Genomic DNA, 15,603 nt, shown 5'->3' with positions numbered 1-15,603 from the left:
TTTAATCCTTGAAAAATCAGGAATCCCTAATTTCTGTGCATAAAAAAGCCCGACATTGTTGTCAGGCTTTACAGCTCCCTTTCTAAGAAAAAAGCCTGTGTAAATTAAAGGGTCTTTAAATAATCGATACTTTTTTTCAATGCTATTTCAGGTGATTGTACCATATCTTGTTCCACGAAGAAATGCTCCACACCATTTTGTTTTGCAGCAGTAAGTATTGTAGGCAAATCTAGCACACCTTCACCACAAGAAGTCATATATGGAAAAAGACTGATCCATTGTGATGCATCGCCACCATCTCCTGCAAATCTTTTAGCTTCTTTCATGTCTTTTATATGGACCATTTTATACCTGTCTTTGTGCTTTTTGAATAATTCTACAGGATCTGCTCCGCCGGCTATTGTCCAATAAAGATCCATTTCAAAATAAACCAAGCTAGGGTCAGTTTGGTCAAAAATAATATTTAACGGCATTACGCCATTCACATTGTTTAAACCATAACCATGATTGTGATAGGCAAAACGAATTCCTTCTTTCTTGGCTTCAGCACCAATCGAGTTGAATTTTTCTGCTACTCGTTTATAATCGCCCAAGTTTTTTCTTTCTGCATCTGGAATCGAAGGGAGTACCACATATTTTGCACCTATTAAATTAGCGGCTTCCGCCAATGGACCCATATTATTTAGTAGTGTATCAAAGTCAGTATGCATAGAAGGAATACTAATTTCATTTGATTTTGCTGCATTATAAAATTCAGAAGCTGTTTTATTAAAGAAACCACTTCCTTTGAATCCTAATTGTGGTGTAACCGCATTCCATGAAGTTTTTGCTTTTTCGGTACTGAATTCATAAGGTCCAAAACACTCCACTTCTTTGTATCCCATTTTAGCTAACATTGCAAAGGCTCCATCAAAGTCATTTTCTAACATTTTAGGGATAGAGAACAATCCCAATCCTACTTTATTGATAAGTGGATTTTTGACAAATAGTTCATTTGCGTTTACGAATGAGGCTACAGAAAATAGAGCAGTAGTTTGAATAAATTGGCGACGTTTCATAAAAATTAATTTAGCATTCTAAATTATTAATTTTTTTTTAAATAAAAATTATATTGTTAATTTAAAACGAATTTAATAAAAACGCACAAAATTATAACAGTAAATTTTAGATGTTTATTTAATTTAAAAACTGGCTTTTTGTCAATTTAGCTTATTTTTTTAGGTGGTTTAAGTACTAAATTAGGACTCTCGATTTAGTCATTTGTCCTTTGGTTTTAACCTGATTGTTGCTATGTATAATTATTGAAATTAAATGAGTTAACTTAGGAGCTTATTGCCATAATTTTCCAAAGATTCCAATCCAAGATTACTTTGTTTTCGTATATAAAAAAAACAGAAACCATGCGCATTTTAAAAATCACCGTCCTTTTATTCAGTAGTCTTTTATTTATACAGTGCAAACACAACCAAAAGCAATTGGTTGCCGAAACGTATATCGATAGTTTAATTACTAACTATGGCACTCCAAAAGCCATAACAGATAATGAAAAAGAAATACAATTTTGGCAAAGTCGCATTAACGGTAATGCTTTTGATATGGTAAATAAATCGAGATATGCTGGAAATCTGGTAGCGCGTTTTCATTTAACAGGAGATATTAATGATGTTACAAAAGCGGATAGTTTACTTTTGGATATCGAAAATAAATTTGAAAATAAACAAGCTGGACCCTTTTTGGCGTTAAGCTCTAATGCTATTTTACAGCATCATTTTAAAAATGCTGAAAATTATTTAAAGCAAGCTAAGGCTATTGGAATTAAAAATGCCGAAAGTTATGCTACTACTTTTGACGTTGATTTTGAGTTAGGAAATATAGAAGAAGCCGCGGCAAATCTAGATAAAATGAAAGATCCTAAAGATTTTGGTTATCAATTTAGAAAATCAAAAATGGCCCATTATTTAGGAGAATTAGAGGAGTCTATTTCCCGAATGGAAAAAGCAGACAGTCTTGTAGAAAACAATCCAATACTTAAATCGACTGCGCTGTCCAATGTTGGGGATCTTTACACACACGCCGGAAAATTGGATAAAGCACTAGCTTGTTACCAACAATCTTTAAAAATCAATAATTCTGATTTACATAGTTTAATGGGAATCGGATGGATTGCATTGGTAAATGACGGTAAAGATGCCTTGGCTACAAAAATATTCGAATTTGTTCAAACCAAAACAAAATCTCCAGATCCGTTATACAAACTAATTCTAGTGGCACAGCATAAAAAAGATGCAGTTGCCGAAGCCAAATATGCGAAGGAATTTGAGGCAATTGTTACCGACTCTATTTATGGTAAAATGTACAATAAATATTTAATTCAATTGTATACTGGAATCCTTAAAAACCCTAGTAAAGCAGAAGCATTGGCTAAAGCCGAATTACAAAATCGAGCTACGCCACAAACCTATTCTTGGTATGCATTTGCCTTGTTGAACAATAACAAAATAGACGAAGCAAACGCAATCTATAAAAAACATATTTCTGGCAAACCATTAGAAGCATTGGAACTTTATTATATGGGTAGGCTTATGGAAGCAAGCAAAAAAGGCTATAATGCTACAGCATTTTTTAAAGCCGCTAATGAAAACTTCTACGATTTGAGTCCAAGTATTGGCAGGGATTTAGAATCTAAATTGGAATAATTTGCGCTAAGCAAAACGGGTTTTTAATAATAAAGGAGATACTAATTTACATCATTAGTATCTCCTTTTTGTTTTTTAGCAAATCGAATGATTTAAGGAACACTCATTTTTAGAATTATTTATTCGTCATGGATTTTAATAATCTGAGCTACCTTGTAAGATAAGTAATTGTGGAAGGTGATGGATTTGTATAGAAGTCACTTTTTAATAGCTTTTATGTCATTATCTATGTAGAAACAACATGCTTACCATAAGTTGATATTAGCTAAAGAATATGCGTTCTATAGTCCAATAGGTTGCAATTAGGAATATGGCCGCAGATACAGGAATTACAATGTATTTGCGATAATATGGCTTATCGCCAAAGAATTTTGCTAATAAGAAATAGGCTAAAACAATTACTGAAATTTGGCCTAACTCTACGCCAACATTAAACATCAGTAGCGAAGTTAAAAAAGATTCTTTGGGCAAACCCAATTCGCTAAGAACACTTGCAAATCCCATTCCGTGAATTAATCCAAATAGAAATACAATGCCAATTCGGGTCTTTTTTAATTGTTTGGATAAAATATTTTCCATCGCAACATACATGATAGAAATCGCAATGATAGGTTCTACAATATAACTTGGCGGATTAATAACTTGATACATCGATAATCCTAAAGTAACTGTATGTGCAACGGTAAATGCCGTTGCTTGCATCAACACAGGTTTTAATTTAGGACTTAGTAAAAACAAGCTGAGCACAAATAGGATGTGATCTATACCAAGTGGGATAATGTGCTCAAAACCCAATTTGATGTATAGAAAAACCGTGTCAGTGGCCGACATATCTTCTAAATCGACTATGGCAACATGTGCATTTGCTTTAGTGGTAGTAAAAAGAGTAAGTAAAAATAAAAAAGCAATCGTTGCATATTTTTTGTTGAAAAGGGGATTCTTCATTTTAGTACGGTTTTGTATGTCTAGATACGTAATTTAGTAAAGGTTTGGTTTTTAGAAAAGCCGCATTTTAAAATTTATTTTAAAAGATAGGTTTATTACTAAAATTGGAGTTGAGGTTAAAAGTAATAAAACTTGGAATTTTTTTTCATAACTTTTGGGTTAAGTGAGATAGGGATTTAGCACCATTTTAAAAGGAGGATACCTTTTATAAAAGAAGTGTTACCGAATTGGATGTCTTTTTTTCCTAAAATCATTGTAGAAGTTGTCAACCGACAAATATTTCCCTTTTATACTTAAACGTGCTAAAGTCTTGATTTCACTAAGGCTTAAAAACAAAAAAGACCTTACATTGTTGTAAAGTCTTTTTATTATTAAAAAGATTCATTCTCTATTTGTAATTCTTCAAATAGTGAAAATGAATCAAATCTTGATATAAATTTTATTTCGATTTAAAAAATAACCCACAATCCAACAAGTCAGCAGAATGGAAACAGCAAAACCTAAAGAACCCATATAATCCCCAAGTGTCGCCACAAAAACATTCTCTGCAATCCAATCATAGGACGAAGTGTTTTTTATTTTAAATTGATAAAGCGTGATCACTAACAATTCCGAAAGGAGGTAAATAAACAATGGATTTTTGCCTAAAACGTCAAAAAAGAAAGTCCATTTGGTCTTTTTTAAGATATCCAATAGGTAAACCAATACTGAAAGGATAATGAGGTCGAGACCAATAGTAAGCATAACAAAGGAACTGGTCCATAATTTTTTATTTATGGGTAAAAAAGAGTTCCATCCTATGGCAATTATAATTAAAACGATACCAGCAAGAACCATTTTCATAATGGTATTATAATTTTGACCGCTTTTTTGAAGAAACGAACCCGCAAGATAACCGCCAATAACGTTTACAATAGCGGGAAGGGTACTAAGCAAGCCTTCAGGATCAAATGCGATTCCGTCACCATGATACATATGATTTGCTCCAATTAACCAAGTGTCGAGTTTTAATACCGCATTTCCTTCTAGGGTAAGGTCACCAAATGTATAGAGCAAAAATTGATAAGACAGCAGTGCGATGATACTAAAAATGATTGCTCCTTGGGTTTTCCAAAAGCGTAAAATAATAGCGCCAAAAAAATAACACAAAGCAATTCTTTGCAGGACACCAAAAATCCGCGTATCACTTAAGGGTTTAAGTTCCCCATTTTCAAAAAACGGAAACCAATACATTAAAAACCCAAGTAGAAAGAGTATTACTGTCCGTTTTAATACTTTAGTTAAAAACACTTTATCAGATAAATGGCTGTATTTATTCATGCTTAAACTAATAGAATTCCCTACAATAAAAAGGAAAGTGGGAAAGACTAAATCAGTAAGTGTAAATCCATGCCATTTGGCGTGCAATAAGGGGGCAAAAGTAGTGGCGCTTTTGCCTGGTGAGTTAACAATGATCATAAGGGCGATATCTAGACCCCTAAAAATATCTAATGATAGGTATCGTTTTTTTTGTAGTTCCATGTAGGTTTTATTTTAGAAAAGGATGGTGTGCAGCTTTTTCAACTAGTGAATTAATGAAATGTTTTTAGTAATGGCTTTCTCTAATGAACGACTGGAGATAAGCCAATTTAACCTTTATAAGACCACCTTTTCTGTAGAACCTTTCAAACGGCTTTTTTCGGCTGTAAACCCAATAATATGACTTTCCACTGAGGCGTCTATAGAGGAAGATAGTAAACCTGCATTTTGTTGCGATACCGCTTGTATCCAATCGGAAACTAAATTCCAATCACCTCCACCGTGGGCATCACTGTTTTGTTGCCATTCGGTTTTTTCGCCCGTCAAAAAGTTCGTTAATGTAAATTGCGACATGTCCCCAACAATATCTCCATGACTTCCCATGACACGGGTGCATCTTCCTTCATAAGAGGTAAACGCTTCCATACTAAATGCTGCTGTAACGCCATTAGAAAATTGAAGGTTGGTCGTGTAATGATCGGGTTGGTCGTTGTCCATTTGGTACACACAACGGCCGTAATTAGTAGTTTTCAGGCGATCTAATATAGCTTCTCCTTGTTTTTCTACTTCGGTAGGAAGATCAAACACATGGGTTCGCTGTCTGTCTCGGTAGTAAATTTTCAAAGCACTGTACGGGCATTCTTTTTCTACCGCACATCCATCCGTACAACGAGGCGTTGCGCCTACAGGAGTGTTTTCTTTTTTAAACCATTTTAAGTCGCCAAAAGCTGTTATTTTTTCACAAGAACTGCCTACCAACCATCGCAAAATATCAAGATCATGGCATGACTTGGCCAGAATGATAGGCGTAGTTTCTTTACTATTGTGCCAGTTGCCACGTACATAACTGTGTGACATATGGATATGCTGAATCGGTTCGAGATGTTGAATACTAATTAGTTCTCCAATTGATCCTTTTTGGATGAGCTCTCTTACTTTGATAAAATAAGGAGAATAACGCAATACATGGCATACCGCCACGATACGGTTTGTTTTTTTGGCTAAAGCCAATATTTTTCGACATTCTTTTTCAGTGGGCGCAATAGGTTTTTCTAGTAAGATATCATAACCCATAGAAAGTGCTTTCATGCAAGGCCCATAATGCAAATTATCGGGTGTAGAAATGATGATGGCATCAGCAAATTTGGGACGTTTAAAAACATCTTCCCAGGTTACAAATCTATTTTCGGCAGGAATAGCGTGTTTTTCACTATAGCGCTCTTTTCTTATATCAATGGGGTCTGCAACTCCTACAATTTTTAAATGTTCTGGATATTGAACGGCATAATTACCATATACATTCCCTCGATTTCCAGCACCTAACGTTATAGCGGTAACTGGTTTTATTGGAGCGGGATACTTTTTTAGGTCGGGAAGATGCAATCGTATCGATGTTTCGGCAAATCCATGTAAAGGCATCGTTAATATACCTCCAGTAACAAGGCCTAAAGTTTTAAGGAGATTTCTTCTTGAAAGTGCTTTTCCCATTGCAAATACGTTTTAGTTTATGGTATCAATTGATAGTTTAGTTATTAATTCTTTAAAAATGTATACTAATTACTTGGTTATTAAGTAAAGAACTGTTAAATATAAATAAAAAAATAAAACCCAACACAATTTATTACATCTAACCTGTGAGATGTTATTCAATGTCTTTGATTTTTTAATCACCTAAGAACATTGATTATCTATTTTTTGGAAAGACGTTTCAGTCCAATCGAGAAAATAATAGTAGGTTGAATTAAAAAAAGGGTCTATTATTTTTTTGTTTATCTTTGTGTTTAAATTGTTAAACAAAAAAATAGATAGTCATTTTAAATTAAAGGGGCAGATGATGAAAAGTAAAATACCTGATAATGTGGTATATTCAGTTGATGAAGGATTTAATGCTAATATATTGCCTTATGGCACTAATGTGGGTGCTCCGGTAATTAGAGTAGATGATGTAGTTTCTTGGAAAAGTAGGGGTATTGAGAATGTAAACAAAGAGCTGGGTAATAAATTTAACGAACTCAAATTACAGTATCAAAAACTGATGGAAGAATACGAATGGAACGAGTTGGTCTATAGTGCTAAGTTCTCGTTCGAGCCCGTTATTGGCGAAATCTACCATTTGTACCGCGATGGGGCAGGAGTCAACTTCTTATCGTTGATAAGCCCACAAGAATGGAATAGAGAGCACATTGGCACCTTTAGATTGAACAGCGATAAAAAGTGGGTGGTGTTGAATGGTAATCTTGGTGGGCATTGATTTATTGCCATAGCAAATAAAGTAAGTGCCGCATACAAATTTAAAAAGACAATCAAAACATATAGTGTTGATTGTCTTTTTTTTGTTTTTCTATTGTGGATTAAAATTTTTGATTTTATGTAATAATTGAAACAAATTCTCCAACAACTCGCATAGAAGTACCATTTTCCTCATTAATAATAATATCTTTATAGGAAGAGTCAAACGAATTTGGTTTTAAAGCAATCGAAGTATGTTCCCAACCTTCATCAGATATTACTTTTTCACTTGAATAGGTCTTAATTGTGAAAGCCGAATTGAAATCCTGATCTTGAATGTCAATATTTTCAACTAAAACTATTTTTCCATTTCTACTACCGCCAGTATAAGGCTTAAACAAACATATCGATCCATTTGGAATAATTCTACTCATTGATTCTCCAATGATTTTACATGCAAAATAGTCGCTTTTAGAATTTGCAGGTCCTTCAATTAAGGTAAATTCTCTCTCAGATTGAATTTCACTAAATGTTCCAGCTGCTGCATAGAAATCGTATAAAGGAATTGGATTGTGTAAAACGGGTTCAAAATCAATAGTTGATTGAAACCCTTTCTTTTCGACTTTCTTTTCAGGTTTTGCAGCTTTAACAGTTACTTTTTCTTCCAAATAATTATACATCGAAGGTGAAACGGGATTAGCTAAATTGAAACGGATTTTAACAACTGAAACTTGTTTCCCACTATCATTACCCATCGTAGTTTGCTCAATCTGATTCATTTCAGGGCTTGCTTCTCCCATATAATAAAAGTCCATTCCTTCATCATTATTTTTTTTGATAAAAAGAGGAAGTCTAATTGGACCGTTTTTGCCCAGAATAGATTGAACGTCATTGCTATTTATTTTTCTATTTGATTTTGACATCCAATCAAATTCCTTAGCATTTACAAACTTATCTTCATATTTAGTAGATTCAGATATTTCTTCTTCTTTGTGATAGTTTACAAAAATGGGACAATGAGTATTATCGGGGCTTACTAAATACCCGCCTACATTTTGTGCTACAGGATTTTCTTTAGTATTCAATATTCTAAAAACATCTTTACGAGAATATTTTCTATATAGTACAAAACCTTCTTGCCAGTTATTTGGTTCGAATTGTCTGTCAAATTCATAAATTGAATAATCGGTACAATCAAGTAGAAAAGCTTTGAAAATATCTTGACTTAAATACGAAAGAAATGTAGTTGAGAAAATGAAATTGTCATTTTCTAATTTTATAATATCTAAATTATAAATCTCCTTTGCTGAAATAAGTTTCCCCTCTTTTTTTTCTCTAATAAATTCAAAATTCAAGTTTGTGATACAAGATTGAATTGTTTCTTCAGAAACTGAATAATGATATTTTTTTAATATCGTTTCTTTTAAACTATTTATTGAAAGAGAGCCGTTGCTAATTAATAGTTTGATGATTAAACTTTCTTCAACTCTTTTGGAATTATTTATTTCTTTCGAAAACAATTCTAAAAGTTTAATTTGCTCCGATTTTAAATCGGAATTGTATTCTTGCTCAACTTTGATAATGAAATTATAATATGAGCCGATATAATTCACATACAAATAAGGGTCTCTAGAGCCATGTTCTATAAAATCCATCATCATTGGTATTCTACCGAGTTTGAATTTTAATAAGTTGTAATCTTTTTTCAAATCAGAAAACAATTGCATGTTTGCAGAGTCAATAGATTGAAATATTTTTTCTTTAGTGATTTCATCAAAATTAATTGTTGATGAGCCAGGAATCATTCTACTACCCTCGGTAATTAATTTTCGAAGAGAATCTTTACTATACGAGGTATCTCCATAAAGTGCAATTGGAATTTGATAGTTGTTTTCATAGTTTCCAATAAAATCAATAACAGTTACATAATTTTTCCCTTCAATTTTTCTTAATCCTCTACCTAATTGCTGAATAAAAATGATAGCTGATTCAGTTGGTCGAAGCATTATTATCTGATTAATTTTAGGAATATCAATCCCTTCATTGAAAATATCAACAGTAAATATATAATCAAGCTTGTCATTTATGTTATCCGATTCTAATCTTTCAATTGCTTTTGACCTTTCTGCTTCTGAACTATCACCAGTTAAGGAAATGGATTTAAGGCCATTTGAATTAAATAAGTTAGATAGTTCAATCGCTTCTTTTTTTCTTGAACAAAAAATTAATCCTCTGGTGATACCGTTATCACTGCCGTAAAATTTAGCTTGTTCAATTATTCTTTTTACTCTTTCAGTAGAAACCAATAAGTTGAAGTCCGATTTATTATCAATCACATTATTATCAATTAATAAATCTGAGACACCATAATAATGAAATGGACTTAGCATTTCTTCTTCCATTGCGCGGTTTAATCTAATTTCATAAGCAATATTGTGGTCAAACAGTTGAAATATATCGTTACCATCAGTTCTCTCAGGAGTTGCAGTCATTCCTAAGAGAAATTTTGGCTCAAAATAATCTATTAAACGCAAGTACGAATCTGCGCCAGATCGATGTGTTTCATCAATAATAATGTAATCGAAATGATCTGTTGAAAAGTTTTCAAGATGCGTAAGTTTTGAAATTGTCTGAATTGTTGAAAACACGAAATCACAATCTAAATCTCTTTTTTCACCAGAGAATAATCCCATTGTTTTTGTTGTCCCAAAAACTTTTTGAAAAGTCTTTAATGAGTCTTTTGCAATGGTCAAACGATGTACTACAAATAGCAACTTTTTAGGATTAAATGCTTTTGCATCGAATGCTGATAAATAGGTCTTTCCTGTTCCTGTCGCAGAAATTATTAAAGCTTTATTTTTATTGCTTTTTCGTAAATTATTTAAATTCCTTAATGCTTCTACTTGCATCGAATTAGGATTAATTTCTGTTAAAGAATCATCTGCTTCCTGAGTTCTACTATTAAGAAATTGCTTTTTATAAATTGCTTCATAATGAGAAATAAAGTTAACTGTTACGGGAGTTGCTTTTTCAAAATCAGTTTGAAATTCTCCTAGTACTTTGCCAACTAAACCGCTTTCATCTAAGGCTGATACTTTTATATTCCATTCCTTATTAGTAGATAAAGCGCTATCTGTTAAATTGCTACTACCTACAATTAAGTTATAATGATGTTTATTTTTAAAAATGTAACCTTTGGCATGTGCGTTACCAGTTGTTGCAATGCGTAAATCAATGTTTTTAAATTGTAATAACCTTCTTAATGCTTCAGGTTGGGTGAAATTCAAATATTGAGAAACTAAGATTTGACCGGTTATGTTACGGTTTTCTAATTCTTTTAATTTGTTTATTATAGTAGCTACTCCACTTGTTGTAACAAAAGCTACGGAGATATAAAATTGATTACAATTTTCAAGTTCGTGAAGTATTGTTGTAAGTACTTTTTTGGGTGGATTTTTTTGATTTACAAGCAACTCTGGTTGGTATGCTAGATCGGATAAAATATTTTTATCTACGTAGCCTGTTTGTAAACTGGAATTGAAAATTTGAATTATCTTATCCATTCATTATTAATTTATTGACAATAGGAATATCTGCTTCTGCCCAATCAAGTTTTTTAAGTTCATTTAAACTTAACCATTCTTTAGCGATGTGCTCATTTAGAGTTAATTCTTTAGATTGCACTTCACAAATGTAACTGTGCATTGTCAATTCAAAATCTGGGTACATGTGTACGACTGTTACAAAGAGAGATTTAATTTCAGTATCAATATTTAACTCTTCAACTAATTCACGCTTTAAGGCTTCTTTTTGTGTTTCACCTTCTTCTATTTTACCACCAGGAAATTCAAATTTCTCGGATATATAACTGAGTTTGTTTTTAGGCCGTTGAACACATAAAATCTGATTTTTAAAATATATTATTGCTGCGACTACTTCAACTTTTTTCATTACTTAACCTTGGTTTCGTGTAAAAGTTTTCCTTTTATGGGAAGTAAATTTTACAATGTTTTTATTTTTATGCTTTACAAATATATAGGTTTATTCTCAACAAGTATCAAGTTTAGTAGTGTTATGGTGTTTTTTAAGTTGTATCAAAAGCTTTTCTTGCAGTGGTCTTAATTATTAAATAATAGGAACGATGTTTCCCTTAAACTCAAGTCCTCCTAGCCCTGACTGCAATGGAATTCCTTATGTAAGAGGCTGCTGTTTTTCTAGGTATAAATGAGCGACTGCAAGAAGCTCCTTTTATGCCATAGAAAAGCAAGGGCTATCAATAAGAATGAAAGGAAAGGCAGGAATTGCTCCTGTACTACAAAGAGGTTTTAAAAAAGGGTGTAGTGGATATTTTGGGTTTTTATAAAACTAAGGCACTCTAGAACGCGAGCAATCCCCCAATACGAAAGTAGTAAAAACAAAAAAGACCTTACATTGCTGTAAAGTCTTTTTAAAAAGCTCCCTCTCTTGGGCTCGAACCAAGGAGTGTGACTAGCAGTAAAACCAAGACTTTACGTTGTTTTACTTTTTTATGTTACCGAATTGTATGCCTTTTTATAATTAATTTTTAATTTTCCTGTCCGTTGAATGTTACTTGGACAAGTTTATTAATGCCGTTTCAAAAATACACATTATTTTAGAATTCCTTCTTTTGATACGGATATAAAATTAGGTTTAGGACTACTATTCTTGTCATTAAATATTGGGTATCTTCCATGTTTTTTAATGTAGTCAATCCAGAAAATATATTCAGCCTTAGCAACTTCACCCATGGCAATTAAGTCATCTGTGTTGGACTTATTATTACCACATTCGAAAGGACAAATAGAAACATATAATTTATCTTTTACTTCTTCATAGTTCCAATATTTTCCAATAAATCGATGTGCTCCACCATGATTAAGCCTTATTCTTTTAATAGTACTATCAAACTGACTCAAACGGCTTCTTAAACCACCATTTGAATTTGTCATTCCAATGTATTCAATTTCATTAATCATTTCAAATTGCCGACCTTCAATATTTTCATCTGTAACTGCTATTGAATAAATCCCAGGATATTTAATGTTTTCAATCTTATTTCTATTCTCCCATTTTACCCAATTTGTATTCCTGTAATTTTCCATTAATTCTACTTATTTCATTGCATTGTTTCTCATTCCATTGCTGATTAGTTCTTTTACTACACCAAACATCATTGCTGAAAAGTCTTCTTTAAACTCTTTATTGTCTGAGTAGAGTTTGTATAAGTCAAAGTTAGTAGTGATGTGTTTTAATAATTCTTCTCCAACCACTTTATCACTTGTAATCTTAGCATTTTGATCGTCTGAGTATTTTAATGAGTTAATGAGTTCATTATTTTTAGCGACACTATTTGCAATATTTTCAGCCATCTGTCTCACCTTGTCAGCGTCTTCAAATTGTGTACCGTATCGATCATTAAAGGTTTGGAGGATGTTAGACAGTCTGTCTACTTCAGTATCGTTTGTACTGCCTCTCATTTCTGTTGGAATGGGTTTTAAATCTTCACCTTGCTCTAGAACCATATTAGTGGTTGATTCTAATTGTAAGCGGTAACTATCCATATCGATATTGTCTAAAATCCCTTTTGCCAAATCAATAGGAGCTTCTCCTCCTAATTTGTTTTGTAAGTGGTTCAGGAAAATATACAGCCTTTCTAAATAAGCATTTTCAAAATCTACAATTTGAGAGAGGAAAATATACAGTCGGACATACGTTTTAACCTTTGCTCTAAAATCAGCCTGTTCTTCTTCCTTTAATTCATTTTTGAATAATTCGGATGAACTATTGAGCATCTTATGCAATTCGTCTATAGGAACATTGGCTAGTATTTTATTTGAGAATTCCTCAACTTGTTCTCTGCTATAAATCTGATAATTATCTAATGCATCTTGTAAATCAAACAACTTGTTTGGATCTGTAGCTTCACCTAAAATAGTGCTTTCAAAATAAGGAGTAAAAGCTTTTTCAATTTCCTCAGCAGAATTCGCGAAATCTAACACAAAAGTTTCTTTCTTTAATGGATGACTTCGATTTAGTCTTGATAAAGTTTGGACAGCATTGACACCACCTAGTTTTTTATCTACGTACATCGTGTGTAACAAAGGTTGGTCAAATCCTGTTTGAAATTTATTAGCCACAATAAGGAAACGATACTCCATTTTCTCAAATTCAGTTGGAATAGCATTGCTTGAAAAACCATTTAAATTAGCTTCTGTTTGTCCGTCAATTTCTCCTGAAAAGGCAACAATAGCTTTATAGGGACTATTTATTTTTTTTAAGTAACTATCAAAGGCGGTTTTATATTTAACCGCATTAGCTCTGGAACTGGTTACTAACATAGCTTTTGCCAAGCCTCCCATTCTTTTTTTACGAATAATGTTTTCCATAAAATGTTCTACCATAAGAATGGTTTTCTTTTTTATAGCATGCTCATTACTCTCTACATAAGCTTTTAATTTCTTTTGAGCTCGATTCTTATCGTATTCTGGATCGTCTTCAATTTTCTTCAGTAAAGCATAATAACTTTGGTATGTTGAATAATTTTGAAGTACATCCATTATAAACCCTTCTTCTATGGCTTGTTTCATAGAATACAAGTGGAAGGCTTTGTGTTTTGTCTTTTCCCCGTCTTGATAAGGTACTCCAAACAATTCTAATGTTTTGTTTTTAGGCGTTGCTGTAAAGGCAAAATAACTGGCATTAGGCAACATTTTCCTTGACTTTACTAATGCACGTATTAAATCTTCACCCGTTACTTCATCATTTTCGTCTTCATCATAATCCTCTAGGTTCGTTTTTAACTCTTCTTCATCTGTAATTTTAGACAAAGTTTCATTCAGTTTTCTTGCCATCTGACCACTTAAACTACTATGTGCTTCATCTATAATTATCGCAAAATTATTTCCTGGCAAATCACCTATGTCTTCAACGATGTGCGGAAATTTTTGAATGGTTGTGATGATGATCTTTTTTCCTTCTTCAAGTGCTTGTTTGAGTTGTTTACTGCCTTCTGTGATGGCTTCAACTACGCCATTAACTTGTTGAAACTGCTTGATATTGTTTCTAATCTGAGCATCTAAAACTCTACGGTCTGTCACTACAATAATAGTATCAAAGATGTTTTTATTTCCGGATTTATCGTGCAACCCAGCCAGTTGATGCGCTAACCATGAAATAGAATTTGATTTTCCTGAACCGGCAGAGTGTTGAACTAAATATTTCTGACCGGAACCTTTTTCCTGTGCATCTTGAAGCATCTCCCTAACAGCGATCATTTGATGGTAGCGAGGGAAAATGAGTTTCTTTTCTTTCTTGGTTCTTATTTTTCCTTTGTCGTCTAAATACTCTTTCTCTTCTGTAATCAATTGACAGTAGTTCTGAATAATATCAGTCAAACTGGATTTGGTGAGTATTTCTTTCCATAAATAATCCGTTTTTATGCCTTCATTCAGTGGGTTTCCAGCACCATTATTGTTTCCTTTATTGAAAGGTAGGAAGTAAGTCCTTTCTGCTTTCAATTGAGTACACATCCAAGCTTCCTCTGTATCTACTGCAAAATTCACAATTAATCTCCCTAAACGAAAAAGCTCTTCATTGGGATCTCTGTCAACTTTGTATTGTTTGATAGCGTGTGCTACATTTTGCTTGGTCAATTCGTTTTTGAGTTCAAATGAGATAACTGGTATGCCATTGACAAACACCATCATATCAAGCGATTTTTTATTTTTTGGCGAAAAATAAACCTGACGCATTACTGAAAAAATATTGGCTTTATACAAGGCATCGGCATTTGTATTGTAACTGGAGACGGGTTTGTCATAAAACAAATTCAGTTTTGTGTCTGTAAAACCATCTGTTATTCCTTTGCGCAATACTTCAATAATTCCTTTAGCTTGGATTTGATCGTTTAGACGTTTGATGATTTTTTGTTCATACAAATCTTTGTGGTATTGTTTGAGTTTTGCTACCGCTTTGGGTTGAGTTGTCTCCAGAAATTGAAAGAACAATTCCGTATCCAAGCAATTACTGTTGTCGTAGACTTTATTCTCACGAAGGATGTAGTTATTCTCCTCAACCAAATATTGGGTGATGTGTGCTTCTAATCCTTCTTCGGTAGTGTTTGTACTCATTATACTTTTTATCTTATTACAAAATGTCTAAAAAATGTCTAAAAAACAGCTGAAAAATGTCTAAT

Annotated in this window: 10 protein-coding genes; 2 read left to right on the top strand and 8 right to left on the bottom strand. The window is 32.8% G+C overall.

The genetic code is table 11. The features are described from left to right. Positions 1 to 104: 104 nt before the first annotated feature. A complete protein-coding gene (locus tag AB3G36_RS03775) occupies positions 105 to 1,058 on the bottom strand; it encodes a sugar phosphate isomerase/epimerase family protein (protein WP_367756156.1) in 954 nt (317 codons plus the stop codon). Positions 1,059 to 1,400: 342 nt separating this feature from the next. Here AB3G36_RS03775 and AB3G36_RS03770 point away from each other — a divergent pair, with 342 nt between their 5' ends. Continuing rightward, positions 1,401 to 2,696, top strand: a complete 1,296-nt coding sequence (locus AB3G36_RS03770) for a tetratricopeptide repeat protein (RefSeq protein ID WP_367756155.1) — start codon at positions 1,401 to 1,403, stop codon at positions 2,694 to 2,696. Positions 2,697 to 2,957: 261 nt separating this feature from the next. On the opposite strand, the gene AB3G36_RS03765 is transcribed toward AB3G36_RS03770, so the two are convergent. The 3 genes from AB3G36_RS03765 to AB3G36_RS03755 all read right to left on the bottom strand — a co-directional run bounded on the left by AB3G36_RS03765 (position 2,958) and on the right by AB3G36_RS03755 (position 6,647). Further along, complete coding sequence (locus tag AB3G36_RS03765) at positions 2,958 to 3,641, bottom strand: HupE/UreJ family protein (protein ID WP_367756154.1); 684 nt, start codon at positions 3,639 to 3,641, stop codon at positions 2,958 to 2,960. Between the two features lie 420 nt (positions 3,642 to 4,061). Further along, the gene (locus AB3G36_RS03760; protein ID WP_367756152.1) at positions 4,062 to 5,162 is read right to left on the bottom strand and encodes an acyltransferase family protein; all 1,101 of its coding nucleotides are present in this window, start codon (positions 5,160 to 5,162) and stop codon (positions 4,062 to 4,064) included. A 114-nt stretch (positions 5,163 to 5,276) separates the two neighbouring features. After that, a complete protein-coding gene (locus tag AB3G36_RS03755) occupies positions 5,277 to 6,647 on the bottom strand; it encodes a Gfo/Idh/MocA family protein (protein ID WP_367756150.1) in 1,371 nt (456 codons plus the stop codon). A 346-nt stretch (positions 6,648 to 6,993) separates the two neighbouring features. Here AB3G36_RS03755 and AB3G36_RS03750 point away from each other — a divergent pair, with 346 nt between their 5' ends. Continuing rightward, the gene (locus AB3G36_RS03750) at positions 6,994 to 7,410 is read left to right on the top strand and encodes a DUF2452 domain-containing protein (protein ID WP_367757878.1); all 417 of its coding nucleotides are present in this window, start codon (positions 6,994 to 6,996) and stop codon (positions 7,408 to 7,410) included. Positions 7,411 to 7,525: 115 nt separating this feature from the next. Here the strand turns inward: AB3G36_RS03750 and AB3G36_RS03745 are convergent, their stop codons facing one another. From AB3G36_RS03745 to AB3G36_RS03730, 4 genes are all read right to left on the bottom strand, one after another. Continuing rightward, positions 7,526 to 10,951 (bottom strand): DUF3427 domain-containing protein, encoded by a 3,426-nt coding sequence (locus AB3G36_RS03745; protein WP_367756148.1) that lies wholly within the window; start codon positions 10,949 to 10,951, stop codon positions 7,526 to 7,528. Continuing rightward, positions 10,944 to 11,339, bottom strand: coding sequence for a (deoxy)nucleoside triphosphate pyrophosphohydrolase (locus tag AB3G36_RS03740; RefSeq protein ID WP_367756146.1), 396 nt, complete (start codon positions 11,337 to 11,339; stop codon positions 10,944 to 10,946). Before AB3G36_RS03740 ends, AB3G36_RS03745 begins: the two co-directional genes overlap by 8 nt. A 677-nt stretch (positions 11,340 to 12,016) precedes the next feature. Then, entirely contained in the window at positions 12,017 to 12,511 is a 495-nt protein-coding gene (locus AB3G36_RS03735; RefSeq protein ID WP_367756145.1) for a hypothetical protein, read from the bottom strand. A 9-nt stretch (positions 12,512 to 12,520) separates the two neighbouring features. Then, on the bottom strand, positions 12,521 to 15,538 hold the full coding sequence (locus AB3G36_RS03730; protein WP_367756143.1) for a type I restriction endonuclease subunit R: 3,018 nt from the start codon (positions 15,536 to 15,538) through the stop codon (positions 12,521 to 12,523). Between the last annotated feature and the right edge of the window lie 65 nt (positions 15,539 to 15,603).

This window comes from Flavobacterium sp. WC2430 (genome assembly GCF_040822075.1).
GTDB lineage: Bacteria > Bacteroidota > Bacteroidia > Flavobacteriales > Flavobacteriaceae > Flavobacterium.
The sequence above is the reverse complement of the archived record's forward strand: the minus strand, read 5'-3'. Positions and strand labels throughout refer to the sequence as shown.